We start from the raw sequence: 18,182 nt of genomic DNA, 5'->3' as shown, positions 1-18,182 counted from the left end.
GTGGGGTTTCCCCATGTGAGAGTAGGTCATCGTCAAGATTGAATTCCGAAACCCCAATTGCGAAAGCAGTTGGGGTTTTGTTTTGCCTGCGAGAAAGTGCCTGGACAACCTGACTAGGTTGCCCGCGCCAGCTTCCACTGCCTGGCCAGATGCACATAGACAATCACGTTGATGAGAAGCACCAGGCAGCCCAGCCCTAGCTGTATCGCCGGTGTCAGTCCGGCCGGGTATATCAACGGCCACACATAGTGCTCGATGAAACTGTCACCGTAACCGTCCTGTCCGGCAGATTGGCGCCAGAGGTTTTCCCAGCGGGTCAGTGGGCAGGTCAACTGGAAGACTTCGACGACCACGCCCCACACAGCTGCAGGCAGGTGCCACCAGATCAAGTGCCGCCATTTGAGCGTCAACAGGCCGCCGAAGAGCACGAACAGAATGAACAATAGATGAAGCAGTACCAGCCCGTCGGCGGCCATTCGGTAAAACATGACGACTCCGTCCTCTGATTGTTGTCCATAGCCGCCGAATATGCGGTGTTGTTGAAGTAAGGCTGCTCGGCGTCACCAAAATCACACGTTCGCAGGGTGATTTTTTGTCCTGTCTTTCGCCACCTATACTCAAAATACCATGGTTGGAAATGCTGCTCGTTTCGTTCGGACAGCGCAAAGGTTAGCGCTGCCGTGTCATTTCTAGGGGGCTGCGATCTTGAATCTGCGTTTCCTGCACGTTGTCTTGTTAGTGGTGTTGGCAGGTTGTGCCACAGTACATCGTGCCTCCGAGCCGACTGCGCCGGTTGTAATCTCGGAAGCTACCTGGCAGCAGATTGATCAAGACATAGACACCGCATCGTTGGCCTCCAAGGGTGTAGTCAAACGTTACACGCATAGCGCCATGGAGCGCTGGAGAGAGCTGGTTTACCAGCGTACCGAAACAGACTTCATCCCGTGGTTTACCAGCTATTGGACCCAGCAATGGCTGTCTGCGAAGGTGGGCTGGTACAAGATGAGCAGCGGGGGAGAGGTCGATCCTGTGGTAAACCGGCTAACGGTCTATCTCCAGGAGCAATACCATGAACGCGTGCTGGACCCCGTCGCCAAGGTCACCGATCCCAACACGATCATGGTTGACGCAATTGCCCTGTATTTACAGACCCTCGACGCGCATCTCGTGGAGATTCAGCAGCACTACAGCGCAGCTCAAGATCAATTCGACCGTCGGCTCAACGACATTCCGGCAATCGCGCTGGCACCTCCGCCCGCCCGTAACGCTTCGCTCTATCAAATTGCTCACGCCGAACCCGTTACCAAACTGCCAGCCTATCAGGCCTTGATCGAACGAGTTCGCAGCGCTAACAGCGGTGCGGGAGCCGGGTTATCGGACGCCGGTATATCGTCGGTGGCCAAGCGAGCCGGTGAAAAACTCGAGGCTCAGATCGCTACCCGTAGCGCCGCCAGCGCTGTCGCCGCGGCAGTTGGCCGAGTGGCGGGTGCAGTAATTTCTGTGGTGTCGGCGAGTGTTGGTGCCTTCTCGAACGAGAATGATCGGCCGGAGACGGAAGCACAGCTACGCAAAAGCCTGGGGGACGCGTTCGACAAAGCGTGGCTTGGGTTGATAGAGAACGAGGCCAATGGGGTAATGGCGGGGGTCTACTACATTTCGGGACAGATAGAAGGCAGTCTCGCTAAAAACCTGCCGGTCGTGCCCGAGCCTGCACCGCTAGAGTCTCCTCTGCAAGGCGGTCAGGCTCTTCAGTAGGAAAATGCCCACCTGCTACTCAGCAGGCGGACATCCGCTGAGGGGCGCGCTGGCCGTTTTGCTGATCAGGCTGGCCAGTCGTTTTACGTTGTTTTGATGAGCCGCCACCAAATCATCGAGGGTTGACCCTGCCGGTGTTTGCAACGTTGTGTGGCAGGTCAGCGGTGCGCTGTTTGCATCGGTCCCTGCGGTCCTCAGGCGCCATTTCACATCGACGAGTGCGTATTGACCGGGGACAGAATCAAAACGCTGCACATCGACCCGCAGCGATACATCGCGCTGAGATGCCGTGCCAGACAGTTGATTGACCAAGGCACTTTTCAACTCGTCGGACAGGCTGGCCCCCCACCATTCGGTTTCCAGAATTGCCAGGCTGCTGTTGCCCTGACGAATGACGATTTGCGGGCGGTCGACCTGAGGCGGCACGGTGACCCGCTCAATCTGGATATCTGCACCGCCACGCGCGCCTGCGGTCAGCTGAGCCGGGATCAGGGTATGGTAATGAATCGGATCACTGCGGCATGCAGCGAGCAACACCACCAGGCTGAGCAACGAAACTTTCAGCGATAAAGGCATGGGTTTGCTCCTGGGTCAGTTGCTCGAAGACGGCTGCAGGTCTTGCGCCGTGGCACCCTTGGGGCGACCGCGCACCAGGGATTCAGGATGACGGGTCAGGTAGTCTGACAATTCGCGCAACGAGCGTGATGCGCGCCCGAGTTCGTCCAGGGTTCCACTCAATTGCTCACGTTGTGGCGAGCCTTCGGCGAGGGTCGAACTGGCCGATTGCAGGGTCTTGCTCAAGTCTTGCAGGGTGTTCTGCACACCAGGCAGTGTCTTGCTGTTGACTTGTTTGAGGCTTTTGCGCAGTTCTGTCAGGTTGTCATCGAGGTTGTTGGCGATGCGCTCGATCGGCAGTTTGTTGATCTTTTCGATCACAGCCTGAAGCTGCTCTTGCAACTGTTCGAGGCTCGCAGGAACAGTGGGTATCCGCAGTGGCCGGGCGTTGGGGTCGTAGGCAACTTTTTCGGCTTTAGGGAAGAAATCCAGGGCAATGTACAGTTGTCCGGTCAACAAATTGCCACTGCGGGCCTGAGCGCGCAGACCGTTTTCGACAAAGCTGCCCATGAGTCGATTAACCGCCTGTTCGTCGTCGGGGTTGTAGTTCAGGGCCTTCAGCATCTTGATATGGGCCTGTCCCAGACGCTGCGGGTAGATCACGATACCCACGTTGATGGGGAAATTGTGGGTCTTCTCATCGAAGTCCAGATTGATTGCGACCACCTTGCCGATATCCAGTCCCTGGAATTCCACGGGCGCATCCACCTTCAAGCCGCGCAACGCCTGATTGAAACGCAGCGACAGGAATTGCGCCTTGCCATTGGGCGGGGCAAGGGCGGTCTGTTGATTGTCGAACAGCTCGAAGCTCCTGTTTTCGGCCGCCGGTTGATCGTTGGGACTGTAGTCTGGGGCACGAAAGGTGATTCCGCCCACCAGCAAGGCTGAAAGTGACTCGGTTTTGAACGCAAAGCCATTGGCACCCACATCGATGGCGATACCACTGACATTCCAAAAGCGAGTGTTTTCGGTGACGTGCACATCGTTCGGTGCCTTGACGAAGACCTGGATATCCACACCCTTGCCCTCCGAATCCAGGGTATAGGCGACCACTTGGCCCACCGGGATCTTGCGGAAATAAACAGGAGAGCCAATTTCCAGTGAGCCGAGATCCTGGGTGTGCAACATGAAATGCTTGCCCGGTTCACCAAAGGTGAGGGGCAGCGGGGCCTCAAGACCGATGAAGGTTTTGGCGCGGGCATCGGCGCGACCGGCGTCGGCACCAACAAAGGCGCCCGAGAGCAAGGTGTCAAACCCAGACACGCCGCCGGCACCAATGCGTGGCCGCACGACCCAGAACTTCGAGTCTTCGCGGGTGAAGGATTCCGCCTGTTTGACGAGTTTTACCGTGGCGTTGACACTCTTCTGGTCATCGCTCAATTCGACGTCGGAGACATGGCCGATCACCACGTTGCGGTACTTGACCTCGGTCTTGTTGGCCGTGAGACCTTCGCCAGTCTTGAAGTTGATAATGATGGTTGGTCCTTGTTGCAATATGTTATGCGCCACCAGAGACACCCCGACCAGGACCGCTACGATCGGCACGATCCATACCAGCGAAATATTCCAGCGACGGGTCTTGATGTTGGCGTGGCCGGGGACTGGCTGTTCCTCAGTGGCTTGCGACTCCATCCATGACCTCCTCGGATTTTCGGTTTTCCCAAATCAGGCGCGGGTCGAAACTCATCGCCGAGAGCATGGTGAACACCACCACCAGACCAAAGAACAGTATCCCCAGGCGGGGTTCGATATCGCCCAGCGCCTGGAATTTCACCAGCGCCGCTACCAGTGCAACGACAATCACATCGAGCATCGACCAGTAGCCGATCAGCTCGACGAAGCGGTAGAGCTTTGAACGCTCTTTGCGAGCCCAGAGGCTACCGCGTTGTACCGTGATCAGCAGCAGCGAGAGGGCCACGAACTTGATGCCCGGCACCGCAATACTGGCGATGAAAATGATCAGCGCAATGTCCCAGGCACCATGCTCCCAGAACTCCAGCACGCCGCCGATGATGGTGCTTTCAGAGTCGCTGCCTAACATGCTGGTATTCATCACTGGCAACAGATTGGCCGGGATGTAAAACACCATTGAGGCTAACAGGTAGGCCCAGGTCCGGGTCAATGAGTTGGCTTTGCGGGCATGCAAGGGGGCGCCACAGCGCTCGCACTCGTGAGGATGCTCGGTTATGTCACAGGCATTGCCGCAGCTGTGGCACAGGCAAAGGTTGAGATCGCGGGCTTCAGGTGCCCTGTTCATAGGGTGTCCCACAGGTCGCGAACATCGCGGCCGGCAATCCGGATCAGCAGCAAGCTCAGCACCGAGAGGGCAAACAGGCCGACGCCGGGCAGCACATCAAGCAGGCCTGCAAGCTTGAACACCGAGACCATCGCCCCCAGCAGGCAAACCTCAAGCATGCTCCAGGGCCGTAGCGTTTCCAGCCAGCGCATGCACAGCTTGAATGCCGGTGAGCGCCTGGCCGTCAGGGCGAAACTCAGCACCCAGACCAGCAACAGCAGTTGAATGATGGGCGCGATGATCATGGCGATGGCCGCGACCATGGCCATGAAGGTGATCGGCCCCTGGCTGAGCGCCAGCACCGAGTCCCATAAGGTGGCGCTATTTTTCAGGCCTTTGAGGCTGATGCTCATCACCGGATAGAAGTTGGCGAAAATCCACAGCACGGCGGCCGTCAGGCTCAAGGCCAGGCGTTGCTCGACTGACAATCCGTTGTAGCGCTGAAGTACTCCGCCACAACGCGTGCACAGGGCGGTTTGATGTTTGGCGAGCGCAACTTTTTCATACACGCAATCGCAATGTTCACAGATGATCAAATGATCAGTCCTGGTCATGGTTCGCGCTCAGGGGAAGTCGGAAGCTACAGGCCGTTAAATGAATATAGAAGTCCCTCGCGATAGAGCAAATCGCAAAGTGCGAGGCTTGAGGCAAGCTAGTAGCTTGCGGCTGTCACAACCAACAACTGCGAGTTCTTGAGGGCCGAGAGCGCGCAGTCAGTGGTTCGGGTTGATGGGCGAGGGAAGTTATTCGCCGCGAATGTACTGCTCCAGTTGCTGGATCAGCTCGGCCTGCTCGGCAATGGCTTCCTTGACGAGGTCGCCGATGGACAGCAAGCCCAGCAGTTGACCGTTTTCCACCACCGGCAAATGACGCAGGTGCTTGTCGGTCATGATATTCATGCAGGTTTGCACGGATTGATGGGAGTCCACCGTGATTACCGGCGAGTTCATGATGTCGCTGACGGGCGTGCCGACCGAAGAGCGACCTTTGAGCACCAGTTTGCGCGCATAGTCGCGTTCACTGATCACGCCAACGATTCGACCGTCTTTGAGTACCGGCAATGCACCGACGTTTTTTGCGGCCATGACCATCAGGGCTTCGAGCACCATCTGATGCGAGTTGATGGTATGAACCTGCTGGTTCTGTTCGGCCTTTAACTTGAGCAGTTGCGCGACGGTCTTCATGAGGGCCTCTCCGGTGTTGTATTTATCAGGCGTCGCCAAGCGCGTTGACGCTTATACAGAATCATAGACGCAGGCCAACAGAGCAAGAGGGCAAAGCGGCATTCAGGGGTTCTAAAAGCGTCATCGAAGGGAGTTTGCGCTATCAGCAGTGCGGTTTCGCTGTTGGCAGTCGCTGATAGCCCGGGCGGGCTATCAGCGTCGTGGCACGTTCGCTTAGCAGTAGCGATCGATCACGCACACACCGGACTGCCCCTGTGCACTCTTCCACGCCTGATTCAGCGTCTCAAGAACACGCGCGACAAAGTCTTTGTCGGCAGCAGCTTTCTTGCCAACATAACCCTGGCCGCGACGATACATCTTCAATCGGGCACGCAAGTCATGCTTGTTCTTTTCGAACTCATCTTCATGGGCGTGGGGCGACAGGCAGTCGATATGCACCTGGCCAGACTCGGCAATCCACAGGATATGGCTGTCATGGCTGTCTTTGTGTGCTGCGAACATCCGAGCCAGTTCATCAATAGTCGGTTGATTGTTCAGATTCATTTGTAAGCCCCTTGACCAGTGTTTGATCTGTCTAGTTGGTTCGCTAATTCACTTCTCTGCATCGGTAAGTTGATATCTGGTACCGAAACCAGGGCGACAGTGGGTGTCTGCCGAATATCGGCAGGGCCTTGAGCAGGATGCATGTAGTCTTGCCGAGAAACTGCTACGCACGTGCGGCACAGTGGGGAGAAACAGCGATTACCTGGACGTTGTTACCGGCATTTTCAGCTCGGCCACAAGCATCTTGAGGATTGATCGCCAGCGTTTCTCGTCCTTGTACTGGACACTCATGCTGGGTCAGCTTCATCAATCTGCCTTGTGGGCAGTACACATCCGGGAGCAGCTCGGCGGTCAGTCGAGCTTTTTCACAACACTTTTGCCAATGCTCCCGATCGGGGAGACGTCCGCATCATGCAAGGGGAAAAACAACTCGTCAACGGTTTTGTAGTGAATATTTTAAATCACTACATAAAACTCTTTGACGCCTGTGGGGTCGGTCTAGAGCCTTGTCCTACAATCACTTGCGGGAAAAATGCAAAGGCAGCCGTGAGCACCGATGACGCGTAGAATCACCCTGTGAAATAGTCTTCGAGGTTGCAGTGGTGGATTTACAGCAGGGCTTCGTCTTGACCCGGCATTGGCGTGATACCCCGGCCGGCACGCAAGTCGAGTTCTGGTTGGCGACCGATCAAGGCCCAAGGCTTGTCCGGCTGCCGGTTCAGCCGTCGGTGGCGTTCATTCCCGAGCAGCAGCGCGAGCAGGCCGAGTTACTGCTGCGTGGCGAGCAGGGAGTCGAGCTTCGCCCGCTGGGATTGCAGGATTTTCAGCATCGGCCAGTGTTCGGGCTGTATTGCCAACAGCACCGCCAGTTGATGCACCTCGACACGCTGTTGCGCAGGGCCGGTGTCGATGTGTTTGAGGCGGATATTCGTCCGCCGGAACGCTACCTGATGGAGCGCTTCATCACCGCGCCGGTGTCGTTCACGGGAACGGCGGACGACTCCGGCGCACTGCTCGACGCTCATCTCAAACCTGCGCCGGGCTATCGCCCACGGCTGAAGCTGGTTTCGCTGGATATCGAAACTACCGAGCAGGGCGAACTGTATTCGATTGCACTGGAAGGCTGTGGTCAGCGCCAGGTCTACATGCTCGGGGCGCCAAATGGCGATGACTCGTTGGTGGATTTTGCGCTTGAGTACTGCGACTCGCGAACCCTGTTGCTGAAAAAACTCAACGAGTGGTTTGCGCTCCACGACCCTGATGCAATCATCGGCTGGAACCTGGTGCAATTCGACCTGCGCGTGCTGCACGAGCATGCCCGGCGGCTGGCCGTGCCGTTGCGCCTGGGGCGCGCTGGCGAGGAGATGCAGTGGCGCGAACACGGTTCGGGCAACAATCACTTCTTTGCTGCCGCCGCTGGCCGGCTGATCATCGATGGTATCGAGTCACTGCGCTCGGCGACCTGGAGTTTCCCTTCATTCAGCCTGGAAAACGTCGCGCAGACGCTGCTGGGTGAAGGCAAATCGATCGACAACCCGTACCAGCGCATGGACGAAATCAACCGCATGTTCGCCGAGGACAAGCCCGCGCTGGCGCGCTACAACCTCAAGGATTGCGAGCTGGTCACGCGGATCTTCCACAAGACCGAACTGCTGACCTTCTTGCTCGAGCGCGCCAGCGTCACCGGTTTGCCGGCCGATCGCAGCGGCGGTTCGGTGGCGGCCTTCACTCACCTCTACATGCCGTTGATGCACCGTCAGGGCTTTGTGGCGCCGAACCTCGGCGAACGTCCTCCGCAGGCCAGTCCCGGCGGGTTTGTCATGGATTCGCAACCGGGGTTGTATGAGTCGGTGCTGGTGCTCGACTACAAGAGCCTGTACCCGTCGATCATCCGGACCTTTTTGATCGATCCGGTGGGGCTGGTGGAGGGCTTGCGCCACCCCGACGACAGCGAGTCGGTGCCGGGTTTTCGGGGCGCACGGTTCTCCCGGACGCGGCACTGCCTGCCAGCGATTGTCGCCCGCGTCTCGCAAGGCCGGGAAGTTGCCAAGCGCGAGCACAATGCGCCGCTTTCCCAGGCCCTGAAAATCATCATGAATGCGTTCTATGGCGTGCTGGGTTCCAGTGGCTGCCGATTTTTCGATACGCGCCTGGCGTCATCGATCACCTTGCGCGGGCACGAGATCATGCTCAGGACTCGCCAGTTGATCGAGGCGCAAGGACACGCGGTGATTTATGGCGACACCGACTCGACTTTCGTCTGGCTGCGGCGTGCTCATGGTCAGGAAGAAGCGGCGCAGATCGGCCGGTCTCTGGTCGAATACGTCAACCAATGGTGGCGCGAGCATTTGCTGCAGGAGTTCGGTTTGCACAGCGTGCTCGAATTGCAATTCGAAACGCACTTCCGGCGATTTCTGATGCCGACCATTCGCGGCGCAGAGGAGGGCAGCAAGAAGCGCTATGCCGGGTTGGTGACACGCGCCGACGGCACTGACGAAATGGTCTACAAAGGCCTGGAAACCGTGCGCACCGACTGGTCGCCGCTGGCCCGGCAATTTCAGCAGGAGCTCTACCTGCGAATCTTTCACCGTCGGCCTTATCAGGATTACGTTCGCGAGTTTGTCCGTGCGACGCTGGCCGGTGAGCACGATGACCTGCTGATCTACCGCAAGCGCCTGCGCCGGCCATTGGACGACTATCAACGCAACGTCCCACCCCATGTGCGCGCCGCACGCCTGGCCGACGAGTACAACGATCGGCTGGGCCGGCCACGCCAGTATCAGAGCGGTGGCTGGATCAGTTACGTGATCACGGTGGCGGGGCCCGAACCGCTGGAAACCCGCAGCGCGCCGATTGACTACGACCATTACGTCAGCCGCCAGCTGCAGCCGGTGGCGGACGCGATTCTGCCGTTTGTCGATGATGATTTCAGCACGCTGATTGGCGGGCAATTGGGTTTGTTCTAAGCCTCAGACCATCGCCAGCCGATGTTTGCGAGTGGGCGCGCCAAACGCTTGATCCAGTGCCTGAAGATCTTCAGCGTCGAGCTTCAATTCGCCGGCGGCAGCGTTCAACTGCAGGTGTTCTGGGTGTACGGCTTTGGGGATGGCAATCACGCCGCCCTGACGGAGAATCCAGGCCAGTGACACCTGGGCCGCGGTGACGTTATGGCGTGCAGCGATCTGTTTCAGTGCCGGTTCGACCAGAAGGCCGCCGGCCTGGGCAATCGGACAATAAGCCATCAACGGCATGCGCTGTTGCTGGCACCAGGGCAGCAGGTCGAATTCGATACCGCGCTCCTCCAGGTTGTAGAGCACCTGATTGGTTGCGCAGGCCTCGGAGGCCAATTCGTGAAGGTCCGCCACATCGAAATTGGACACGCCCCAACGGCCAATCTTGCCGTCATCGCGTAGGCGCTCGAAGGCTTCGACGGTCTCTGCGAGCGGAAACTGGCCGCGCCAGTGCAGCAAATACAGATCGATGTAGTCAGTTCCCAAGCGGCGCAAGCTGCGTTCGCAGGCCTGAGGAATACCGCGATGGCTGGCGTTGTGCGGGTAGACCTTGCTGACCAGAAACACCCGGTCGCGAACACCGGCAATGGCTTTCCCAACCACTTCCTCCGCGCCGCCCTCGGCATACATTTCTGCGGTGTCGATCAGGGTCATTCCCAGCTCGATGCCGGTGCGCAATGCAGCGATTTCGCGGGTTCGTTGTTGTGGGTCTTCACCCATGCGCCAGGTGCCCTGACCAATGACAGGGACTGGCACGCCAGCCAGTTCAAGCGTTCGCATCACAACCTCCAGACGAGACTTGATGAATAGAAATTGGGCCGCAGCGAAGCCAAGAGGTTCTATCGCACACTCGGCGCCATCCATTGCATATATTTAAAAGGAATAAATATCTAGTTATTTATTCCTTTGTTCCGTGTTCAATCAGGTGCATTTTAAGGCCATGCACAGACGTGCTCATGTAGCCATTTCGACAGGAAGCCTAGTCATGACCATCAAAGCAATCAACGTCCGCAATCAATTCAAAGGCATCGTCAAGGAAATCCTGGAGGGGCCGGTGGTCTCTGAAGTCGATGTGCAAACCGCCTCCGGCATTGTCACTTCGGTGATTACCACGCGCTCGATTCGCGATCTCGAGTTGGTGGTGGGCAGTGAGGTCATCGCGTTCGTCAAATCCACCGAGGTCTCGATCGCCAAGCTCTGACGCGGCAGCTTCGAGTTCAGGGTCACGCTCTCCCACAGAACTCTCAAAAGCCCCCGCATTTCGGATAATAGTGAAATTTTTGTAAGCATCTGGCCAAGTCATCTACCTGCACCCCACTGCGTCTGTCGCCAGCGTCGCAATGGGGGGCGGGATCAACCATTGAAACGAGCGGTCATGGTCGGCTGCCCTCGGCGATGGCAGCGGCTTTGCTTTCCCGGGTGTAAGTCAGCACAAAGTGCGCCACGAGGCCGAAGATCAAACCCCAGAAGGCGGCGGCCAAACCGAGGAAACTCATGCCCGAGGCGGTGACCAGGAAGGTGATCAGCGCCGCTTCACGTTGTTTCTCGTCCGCCATGGCGCCGGTCAACCCGGCACTGATTGCACCGAACAAGGCCAGGCCGGCCAGGGAAGCAATCAACTCTTTAGGCAGGGCGGAAAACACCGAGGCCAGGGTCGCGCCAAAGGTGCCCATCAGAATGTAGAACACCCCGCAGGCAATCCCGGCGATGTAGCGTTTGTCACGGTCTTCGTGGGCTTCGCGACCGGTGCAGATCGCCGCCGTAATCGCTGCCAGGTTAAAGCCGTGGGAGCCGAACGGGGCCATCAGAATCGAGCCAATCGCGGTGACCGAAATGATCGAGCGCGCCGGGGTGTTGTAGCCCGAGGTGCGCAACACCGCCATGCCGGGGACATGCTGGCCGGTCAGGGTCACCAGGGCCAGTGGCAGGCCGATGTTGATGATTGCGTGCCAGCTCCATTCGGGGGCGATGAAGATCGGGTGGGCCACGGCGATGGTAATTGAGCTGCTGTTGAGTTCGCCGAACGAGGCGGCCACGGCGCAACCGATAATCAGCACCGAGAGAATCGCGTAGCGCGGCGAAAAGCGTTTGAAGATCAGGTAGGTCGCGATCATCGACAGCACCAGCGCCGGTTGCAGCTTGATCGAGGTGAACAGCTCAGCGCCGAAGCGAAACAGAATACCCGCGAGCATGGCGGCAGCGATGGCTTTGGGCAGGCGGCTCATCAGTTTGTCGAACGCTCCGGACAAACCGACCACGGCGATGATTACCGACGCCACGACATAGGCGCCGATGGCCTGAGGCAGGGTAACGGTGGGCAGCATCGACACCAGCAATGCCGCGCCCGGCGTCGACCACGCCGTGATCACCGGAATTCGCAAGCGCCAGCTCAGGAACAGGCCGGTAATGCCGCTGCCGATGGAAATGGCCCAGATCCACGAAGACACCACGTCGTTGGGCAGATGGGCCTCCTTGGCAGCCTGAAATACGATGATCAAAGGGCCGGCATAGGAAATGATCACCGCGATGAAGCCTGCAATGATCGCTGACAGGGATAGATCCTTTCTGAGTGTGTCCATGATGTCTCGACTTGGCGCGGCAGAGTCGCGCAGTGATCAGGGGATGATTGAGTCGATTGATTCGATTCTAGATGAGTGTATTTGAATAAATTGAGTTGATTCAATAGGTGGTAAGGCTGTTATGAGATGTTTTTTTGCTGTCAGTGTCTGTTTATTGGTTGGGTGTCGTTTAATTAGTTGATTTATAAGCATATTAATTCTCTAAAAAATATCTTCACGTTACGATGCATACCGATTCAATTGTTGAGTCAATCGACTCGATTTGCCGATTTGCCGATTTGCCGATTTGCCGATTGGTTCGATTGATTAGTTGCCTAACCTCCATGTGATATGCTCGGATATTCATCATTTCTACGATGGGCAGTGAACATTCATGTGGGTTCCCCAGCTAAGCGAGTTCAGCCAGCCGATGTATTTGTCGATTGCCGATGCGTTGGCGCGCGATATCAGCAGCGGCGTGTTGAGCGAAGGTGATCGTCTGCCGACCCTGCGGGAGCTGGCCACCACCCTGAATGTCACGCCGGGCACCATCAGTCGGGCCTACAGCGAAGCCCATCGACGTCGTCTGGTGCAGGGGGAAGTAGGGCGGGGCACGTATGTGCTCAATCAGAAGCAGCTGGAACTGCCAGCCAGCAACAGCAACGCGCCGCTGAACCTGGGGCAATCCGAATTACTCGATCTGTCGATCATCAAGCCCTACAGCGAAACCCTGGAATACTGGTTGCGCGGTGCGTTGGTGGGCATGGCCAAGAGCACCGACTTCGCCCGTACCCTGGATTACGCGCCGGACGGCGGTCACCCGGCTCATCGTGAGGCGGGTGCGCAGTGGTTGCGCCATTCGTTGCCCGATGCGCAATGGCAGCAAGTGGTGATCACCGCCGGTGCCCAGCATGGCTTGATGGTCGCGATGAGTGCCCTGACCAACGCCGGTGACCTGGTGCTCTGCGAAGAGCTTTGCTACCCCGGCATCATTTCCCTGGCCCATGGTCTTGAGCGCCGCCTGCGTGGCGTGCCGATGGACGATGAGGGGATTATTCCCGAAGCGCTGCGCGAGCTGTGCCTGCGCGAGAAGCCGGCGATGCTGGTTTGCGTCGCGACCTGCCAGAACCCGACGGCGGCGATCATGTCGCAAAAACGTCGAGCACAAATCGCGGCACTGGCCGAAGAGTTCGACTTCATCATCCTGGATGATGACATCTACGGCTTCCTCGCCACCGATCCGTCGATCAAGCCGTTGTCGGCGTTTGCGCCGGATCGTTCGGTGTACCTGACCAGCCTGTCGAAATCGGTCATGCCGGCTTTACGCATCGGCTATATCCATAGCCCGCCCAAATTGCTGTCGCGCCTGACCTCGATGGTGCGCAGCAGCGTCTGGATGCCATCGCCGTTGACCGCACAATTGGCCAGCAATGTGATCACCGAAGGTCTCGACAAAAAACTGATCCGCATCCAGCGCAACGAAGCCGCCGGGCGGCAAGCGATTGCCCAGGAAATCTTTGCCAATTTCGAGCTCAAGACCCAGCCGTATTCCTATCACGTTTGGTTGACGCTGCCCGAGCCGTGGACCAGCGACGAGTTTGCCATGCTGGCTCGGACTCATGGAGTGCTGGTGCTCAGTGGTACGCAGTTTCAGGCCGAACGCTCCGGGATTACCCGCTGCGTGCGGGTGGTGCTGATGTCGCCCACCAGCCAGGACGAATTGCGCTTCGCCCTGACCAAACTGACCAGCCTGATCGATTCCGACCCGCGACGTTACTACTGAGATCGCGAGGGTGGCCTGGAAGCAAAAAGGGCGCCCGAGGGCGCCCAAAATCACCTTAACCGAGGAGCCAGGTGAGGCCGTTCGTGTAACTGCGGCGATGGTAAGTCGCTGCGTGAACGGAACTGCGTGACACGCCCAGGGGCGCACCGTTATCTATTCAGTGCTGTCGCGATGAAGCGCGACGGCGTTAAGCCGTCGCACCGATCTGTTGGGTAACAGGTCGTTGTGACGCGGGTTGTTTCCAGGATTCGCTCGCGGTCTGATCCATGGCTTCCTGGATTGCGCGCTTGCGAGTGGCTTCGGCTTTGCGGCTGAAGTACCAGACCATGAAGGTCACGATCGAAACGGCCAACAGAATCAAGCTCGCCACGGCGTTGATCTCAGGTTTCACGCCCAGGCGCACGGCCGAGAACACTTCCATCGGCAAGGTCGTCGAACCCGGACCGGAGACGAAGCTCGCCAGCACCAGATCGTCCAGCGACAGGGCGAACGACATCATGCCGCCAGCTGCCAGCGACGGTGCAATCATTGGAATGGTGATCAGGAAGAACACCTTCAAGGGACGTGCACCGAGGTCCATCGCGGCCTCTTCGATGGACAGGTCCAGCTCACGCAAGCGCGCCGATACCACCACTGCTACATAGGCGGCGCAGAAGGTGGTGTGGGCGATCCAGATGGTGACGATGCCGCGCTCCTGCGGCCAGCCAATCATCTGCGCCATCGCCACGAACAGCAGCAACAGCGACAGGCCGGTGATCACTTCCGGCATCACCAACGGCGCGGTGACCAGGCCGCCGAACAACGTGCGGCCCTTGAAGCGGGTCACGCGGGTCAGCACGAAAGCGGCCAGCGTGCCCAGTGCTACGGCGGCAATCGCGGTGTAGCAGGCGATTTCCAGCGAGCGCACCACCGAGCCCATCAGTTGAGTGTTGTCCAGCAGGCCGACGTACCACTTCACCGACCAGCCGCCCCAGACCGTCACCAGTTTCGAGGCGTTGAACGAGTAGATCACCAGGATCAGCATCGGCATGTAGATGAACAGCAGGCCGAGCACCAGCATCATTCTTGAAAATCCGAAACGGTTCATGCCCGTCCCTCCATCTCTTTGGCTTGGCTGCGGTTGAACAGGATGATCGGCACAATCAGGATCGCCAGCATCACCACCGCCAACGCGGACGCCACCGGCCAGTCACGGTTATTGAAGAACTCCTGCCACAGCACGCGACCGATCATCAGGGTTTCCGGGCCACCCAGCAGTTCCGGAATCACAAACTCACCAACCACCGGAATGAACACCAGCATGCAGCCTGCGATGATGCCGTTCTTGGCCAGCGGGACGGTGATTTTCCAGAAGTTGTTGAAGTTGCTTGAGCCCAGGTCCGATGCGGCTTCCAGCAGACTGCCGTCATGCTTGACCAGGTTGGCGTACAGCGGCAGCACCATGAACGGCAGGTACGCATACACCACGCCGATATAGACCGCAGTGTTGGTGTTGAGGATTTCGATCGGCTCTGAAATCAGCCCGGTCCAGAGCAGAAACGCATTGAGCAAACCGTTGTTGCTGAGGATGCCCATCCACGCATACACGCGGATCAGGATCGCCGTCCAGGTCGGCATCATGATCAGCAGCAACAAGACGTTCTGCGCTTCCTTGCTGGCCTTGGAAATTGCGTAGGCCATCGGGAAGCCGATCACCAGGCACATCGCCGTGCTCAGGAGTGCCATTTTCAAGGAGCCCAGATAAGCCGAGATGTACAGCTCATCGTTGCCCAGCATGGCGTAGTTGCCGAGGTTCAACAGCAGCTGGAATTTCTGTTCAGCGAAGCTGTAGATCTCGGAGTAGGGTGGAATGGCCAGGGCTGCTTCGGAAAAACTGATCTTCATCACCAGGAAAAACGGCAGCATGAAGAACAGGCACAGCCACAGGAATGGGATGCCGATCACGACTTTACGGCCGCTCGGCAAAAACCGCTGAAACTGCTGAGTGAGAGTGTTCATGCGCGCAGTACCACGCCGCTGTCGTCTTCCCACCAGACGTAGACCTGATCGTCCCACGTCGGGCGTGTGCCACGGCGTTCGGCGTTGGCCATGAACGACTGCACGATCTTGCCGCCAGGCAGCTCCACGTAAAACACCGAGTGCCCGCCGAGGTAAGCGATGTCGTGAACCTTGCCCTGAGACCAGTTGTAACGGGTATCGGGTTTGAGGGTGCTGACCAGCATTTTTTCCGGGCGGATGGCGTAGGTGATCGACTTGTCCTGCACCGACGTACTCACGCCGTGACCGACGTAGATCTTCTGTTCCAGGTCCGGGCTGTGAATGATTGCGTGACCTTCCAGGTCTTCTACGACGGTACCGTCGAAGGCGTTCACATTACCGATGAACTCGCAGACCATGCGGCTGACCGGCGCTTCATAAATATCGACCGGGCTACCGATCTGGGCGATCCAGCCCAGGTGCATGATCGCGATGCGTTGGGCCATGGTCATGGCCTCTTCCTGGTCGTGGGTCACCATCACGCAGGTCACGCCGACGCGCTCGATGATTTCCACCAGTTCGAGTTGCATCTGCGAGCGCAGCTTTTTATCCAGTGCGCCCATCGGCTCATCGAGCAGCAGCAGTTTCGGGCGTTTGGCCAGCGAGCGGGCCAGTGCAACACGCTGGCGCTGACCGCCAGAGAGCTGGTGCGGCTTGCGCTTGGCGTACTGGGTCATGTGCACCAGCTTGAGCATTTCCTCGACGCGGGCTTCGATTTCACTGGCGGGCAGACGGTCCTGCTTCAGGCCGAAGGCAATGTTCTGCGCCACGGTCATGTGCGGGAACAGCGCGTAGGACTGGAACATCATGTTGATCGGCCGCTCGTACGGCGGCATATCGGTGATGTCTACGCCATCGAGGTAGATCCGCCCTTCGGTCGGTCGCTCAAAGCCTGCCAGCATGCGCAGGAGTGTCGATTTGCCTGAACCCGAACCGCCCAGCATGGCGAAGATTTCGCCTTGGTGGATGTCCAGGGACACATCGTCTACGGCAATGGTTTCGTCAAATTTCTTGGTTACGCGGTCGACTCTCACCAGAACCTTCTTGGGTTGCTGGTTACCTTCTAGAGCCTTCCTGTAAATGCTGGAGGCGTTTGCCATGTGAAACTCCCAACAGGTGTCAGTCGTCGGGCCAATGCGGCCTGACTTAATAGTTGATTGCGAACCCGCACCGGGCGATGCCAGTCAGTTCAGCGGTGATCCCTTGTGGGGGCGAGCCTGCTCGCGAAAGCGGTAGATCAGTCAACATTGATGTCGCATGACACATTGCATTCGCGAGCAGGCTCGCTCCCACAGGGGAATTGCGCTTACTTGGTATCGTCCGGCCTGGGCTAATTCGGCGCCGCCGTCCTGGCTGCCTGGTCGTACTTGTTGTTATTGCGGTTTGTCGTTTTCGTGAATCACGGGTGCGCAAGGGCGCACCCGCCCGACTCACGGGGGCAGTAAATTGATTGATCGAGTGTTAAGTCAGCGCGTATTACGCAGCGCCGCCCGTTGCCGACATGCGTCGCCAAACGCCTGGAAAATACTCAAGTAGGGAGGGTTGGCCAGGACCTGCCATTCCGGGTGCCATTGCACGCCGAGGGCGAAGGCCTTGCTGTGCTCAACGGAGATCGCCTCGATCAAGCCGTCGGGAGCGATGACTTCGGCGCGCAGGCCGGGGCCCAGTCGGTCGATGCCTTGGCTGTGAATTGAATTGACCTGGAACACCTGCGGCAATTCCAGTGCTTGGAACACACCGCCCGGTTGCACGCTGACCGCATGAGCCGGTGCGTACTGCACCGCCAGATCCGGATGATCCGCTTCCCGGTGATCAAGCATGCCGGGCAATTCGTGGACCTTCTGATGCAGGCTGCCACCGAACGCCACGTTCATTTCCTGAAAGCCGCGACAGATACCGAGCACCGGGACACCGGCGGCAATCGCTGCACGCAATAAGGGAAGGGTGGTGCTGTCCCGGGCAGGATCGTGATCCGTGCCGGGCGCGCTGGCGGGGCCTTGATAGTGGAAGGGTTCCACATTCGACGGCGAGCCGGTCAGCAACAAACCGTCGAGATGCGCGAGCAGCTCATCAATCTCGGTTAGTTCGCCTAAGGAAGGAATGACCACTGGCAGCCCCAGAGCCGCGACGCTGACAGCACGCAAGTACTTGTCGCCGCTGACGTGGTAGGGGTGCAGGCCAATCTGTTTGACGCACGCAGTAACGCCGATCAATGGCTTGAGTGCCATTTTTATCACCTCGAAGTTTCACACTTGAACGAGCTTTTCCGGAGCTTAGCCTCGTTGATTTTAATTAACAACTCTCATGTAAAAAATTCTAGACGGAAAAGCGCTCGGGAATCCGGGCTGGCGCGGGTTTTAGGCAGTAAAGGGGTCGATGAGTGGCTTAAGCGGCCAATAA

General features: G+C 58.2%; 17 protein-coding genes. 4 read left to right on the top strand and 13 right to left on the bottom strand.

The annotated features are described in order from the left end of the window. Positions 1-113 precede the first annotated feature (113 nt). Positions 114-488, bottom strand: coding sequence for a DUF2784 domain-containing protein (locus BK658_RS09770; protein ID WP_123582136.1), 375 nt, complete (start codon positions 486-488; stop codon positions 114-116). Between the two features lie 217 nt (positions 489-705). On the opposite strand from BK658_RS09770, the gene BK658_RS09765 reads away from it, so the two are divergent. Next, positions 706-1,755: a hypothetical protein gene (locus BK658_RS09765; protein WP_123582135.1), complete on the top strand. Its 1,050-nt coding sequence runs from the start codon at positions 706-708 to the stop codon at positions 1,753-1,755. A 15-nt stretch (positions 1,756-1,770) separates the two neighbouring features. Here BK658_RS09765 and BK658_RS09760 read toward each other — a convergent pair whose 3' ends face one another. From BK658_RS09760 to BK658_RS09735, 6 genes are all read right to left on the bottom strand, one after another. Beyond that, positions 1,771-2,331, bottom strand: coding sequence for a PqiC family protein (locus BK658_RS09760; protein ID WP_123582134.1), 561 nt, complete (start codon positions 2,329-2,331; stop codon positions 1,771-1,773). Between the two features lie 15 nt (positions 2,332-2,346). Continuing rightward, positions 2,347-4,002: a PqiB family protein gene (locus BK658_RS09755; RefSeq protein ID WP_123582133.1), complete on the bottom strand. Its 1,656-nt coding sequence runs from the start codon at positions 4,000-4,002 to the stop codon at positions 2,347-2,349. Next, positions 3,983-4,627, bottom strand: a complete 645-nt coding sequence (locus tag BK658_RS09750; RefSeq protein WP_123582132.1) for a paraquat-inducible protein A — start codon at positions 4,625-4,627, stop codon at positions 3,983-3,985. Before BK658_RS09750 ends, BK658_RS09755 begins: the two co-directional genes overlap by 20 nt. Next, positions 4,624-5,220: a paraquat-inducible protein A gene (locus BK658_RS09745; protein ID WP_123582131.1), complete on the bottom strand. Its 597-nt coding sequence runs from the start codon at positions 5,218-5,220 to the stop codon at positions 4,624-4,626. The genes BK658_RS09750 and BK658_RS09745 overlap by 4 nt, the downstream gene beginning before the upstream one ends. 189 nt (positions 5,221-5,409) lie before the next feature. After that, positions 5,410-5,850 (bottom strand): CBS domain-containing protein, encoded by a 441-nt coding sequence (locus tag BK658_RS09740; protein ID WP_054598134.1) that lies wholly within the window; start codon positions 5,848-5,850, stop codon positions 5,410-5,412. A gap of 213 nt (positions 5,851-6,063) precedes the next feature. Continuing rightward, positions 6,064-6,393: a hypothetical protein gene (locus tag BK658_RS09735; protein WP_054598133.1), complete on the bottom strand. Its 330-nt coding sequence runs from the start codon at positions 6,391-6,393 to the stop codon at positions 6,064-6,066. Between the two features lie 602 nt (positions 6,394-6,995). Here BK658_RS09735 and BK658_RS09725 point away from each other — a divergent pair. Further along, on the top strand, positions 6,996-9,359 hold the full coding sequence (locus tag BK658_RS09725) for a DNA polymerase II (protein ID WP_185019807.1): 2,364 nt from the start codon (positions 6,996-6,998) through the stop codon (positions 9,357-9,359). Between the two features lie 3 nt (positions 9,360-9,362). Here BK658_RS09725 and BK658_RS09720 read toward each other — a convergent pair whose 3' ends face one another. Then, the gene (locus BK658_RS09720; protein WP_123582128.1) at positions 9,363-10,184 is read right to left on the bottom strand and encodes an aldo/keto reductase; all 822 of its coding nucleotides are present in this window, start codon (positions 10,182-10,184) and stop codon (positions 9,363-9,365) included. Positions 10,185-10,389: 205 nt separating this feature from the next. On the opposite strand from BK658_RS09720, the gene BK658_RS09715 reads away from it, so the two are divergent. Next, entirely contained in the window at positions 10,390-10,605 is a 216-nt protein-coding gene (locus BK658_RS09715) for a TOBE domain-containing protein (RefSeq protein WP_054598130.1), read from the top strand. Between the two features lie 172 nt (positions 10,606-10,777). Here BK658_RS09715 and BK658_RS09710 read toward each other — a convergent pair whose 3' ends face one another. Continuing rightward, positions 10,778-11,983, bottom strand: coding sequence for a benzoate/H(+) symporter BenE family transporter (locus BK658_RS09710; protein WP_123582127.1), 1,206 nt, complete (start codon positions 11,981-11,983; stop codon positions 10,778-10,780). Positions 11,984-12,356: 373 nt separating this feature from the next. Here BK658_RS09710 and BK658_RS09705 point away from each other — a divergent pair, with 373 nt between their 5' ends. After that, the gene (locus BK658_RS09705; protein ID WP_123582126.1) at positions 12,357-13,745 is read left to right on the top strand and encodes an aminotransferase-like domain-containing protein; all 1,389 of its coding nucleotides are present in this window, start codon (positions 12,357-12,359) and stop codon (positions 13,743-13,745) included. A gap of 187 nt (positions 13,746-13,932) precedes the next feature. On the opposite strand, the gene BK658_RS09700 is transcribed toward BK658_RS09705, so the two are convergent. From BK658_RS09700 to BK658_RS09685, 4 genes are all read right to left on the bottom strand, one after another. Then, positions 13,933-14,832 carry an ABC transporter permease subunit gene (locus tag BK658_RS09700; RefSeq protein ID WP_123582125.1) on the bottom strand — a complete coding sequence of 300 codons (900 nt, stop codon included), beginning with the start codon at positions 14,830-14,832 and terminating at the stop codon, positions 13,933-13,935. After that, positions 14,829-15,710 carry an ABC transporter permease subunit gene (locus BK658_RS09695; protein ID WP_185019808.1) on the bottom strand — a complete coding sequence of 294 codons (882 nt, stop codon included), beginning with the start codon at positions 15,708-15,710 and terminating at the stop codon, positions 14,829-14,831. Before BK658_RS09695 ends, BK658_RS09700 begins: the two co-directional genes overlap by 4 nt. Before the next feature lie 29 nt (positions 15,711-15,739). Next, positions 15,740-16,882, bottom strand: coding sequence for an ABC transporter ATP-binding protein (locus BK658_RS09690; RefSeq protein ID WP_054598125.1), 1,143 nt, complete (start codon positions 16,880-16,882; stop codon positions 15,740-15,742). Positions 16,883-17,248: 366 nt separating this feature from the next. Beyond that, positions 17,249-18,010: a gamma-glutamyl-gamma-aminobutyrate hydrolase family protein gene (locus BK658_RS09685; protein ID WP_123582123.1), complete on the bottom strand. Its 762-nt coding sequence runs from the start codon at positions 18,008-18,010 to the stop codon at positions 17,249-17,251. Between the last annotated feature and the right edge of the window lie 172 nt (positions 18,011-18,182).

The organism is Pseudomonas brassicacearum (assembly GCF_003732175.1).
Classification (GTDB): domain Bacteria; phylum Pseudomonadota; class Gammaproteobacteria; order Pseudomonadales; family Pseudomonadaceae; genus Aquipseudomonas; species Aquipseudomonas brassicacearum_G.
This window is presented reverse-complemented; position numbering and strand designations above follow the sequence as displayed.

Excerpts from the sequence above, each read along its gene's own strand:
- BK658_RS09770 (WP_123582136.1), bottom strand. The coding sequence starts at position 488 with ATGTTTTACCGAATGGCCGCCGACGGGCTGGTACTGCTTCATCTATTG.
- BK658_RS09760 (WP_123582134.1), bottom strand. The coding sequence starts at position 2,331 with ATGCCTTTATCGCTGAAAGTTTCGTTGCTCAGCCTGGTGGTGTTGCTC.
- BK658_RS09755 (WP_123582133.1), bottom strand. The coding sequence starts at position 4,002 with ATGGAGTCGCAAGCCACTGAGGAACAGCCAGTCCCCGGCCACGCCAAC.
- BK658_RS09750 (WP_123582132.1), bottom strand. The coding sequence starts at position 4,627 with ATGAACAGGGCACCTGAAGCCCGCGATCTCAACCTTTGCCTGTGCCAC.
- BK658_RS09745 (WP_123582131.1), bottom strand. The coding sequence starts at position 5,220 with ATGACCAGGACTGATCATTTGATCATCTGTGAACATTGCGATTGCGTG.
- BK658_RS09740 (WP_054598134.1), bottom strand. The coding sequence starts at position 5,850 with ATGAAGACCGTCGCGCAACTGCTCAAGTTAAAGGCCGAACAGAACCAG.
- BK658_RS09735 (WP_054598133.1), bottom strand. The coding sequence starts at position 6,393 with ATGAATCTGAACAATCAACCGACTATTGATGAACTGGCTCGGATGTTC.
- BK658_RS09720 (WP_123582128.1), bottom strand. The coding sequence starts at position 10,184 with ATGCGAACGCTTGAACTGGCTGGCGTGCCAGTCCCTGTCATTGGTCAG.
- BK658_RS09715 (WP_054598130.1), top strand. The coding sequence starts at position 10,390 with ATGACCATCAAAGCAATCAACGTCCGCAATCAATTCAAAGGCATCGTC.
- BK658_RS09710 (WP_123582127.1), bottom strand. The coding sequence starts at position 11,983 with ATGGACACACTCAGAAAGGATCTATCCCTGTCAGCGATCATTGCAGGC.
- BK658_RS09705 (WP_123582126.1), top strand. The coding sequence starts at position 12,357 with ATGTGGGTTCCCCAGCTAAGCGAGTTCAGCCAGCCGATGTATTTGTCG.
- BK658_RS09700 (WP_123582125.1), bottom strand. The coding sequence starts at position 14,832 with ATGAACCGTTTCGGATTTTCAAGAATGATGCTGGTGCTCGGCCTGCTG.
- BK658_RS09690 (WP_054598125.1), bottom strand. The coding sequence starts at position 16,882 with ATGGCAAACGCCTCCAGCATTTACAGGAAGGCTCTAGAAGGTAACCAG.
- BK658_RS09685 (WP_123582123.1), bottom strand. The coding sequence starts at position 18,010 with ATGGCACTCAAGCCATTGATCGGCGTTACTGCGTGCGTCAAACAGATT.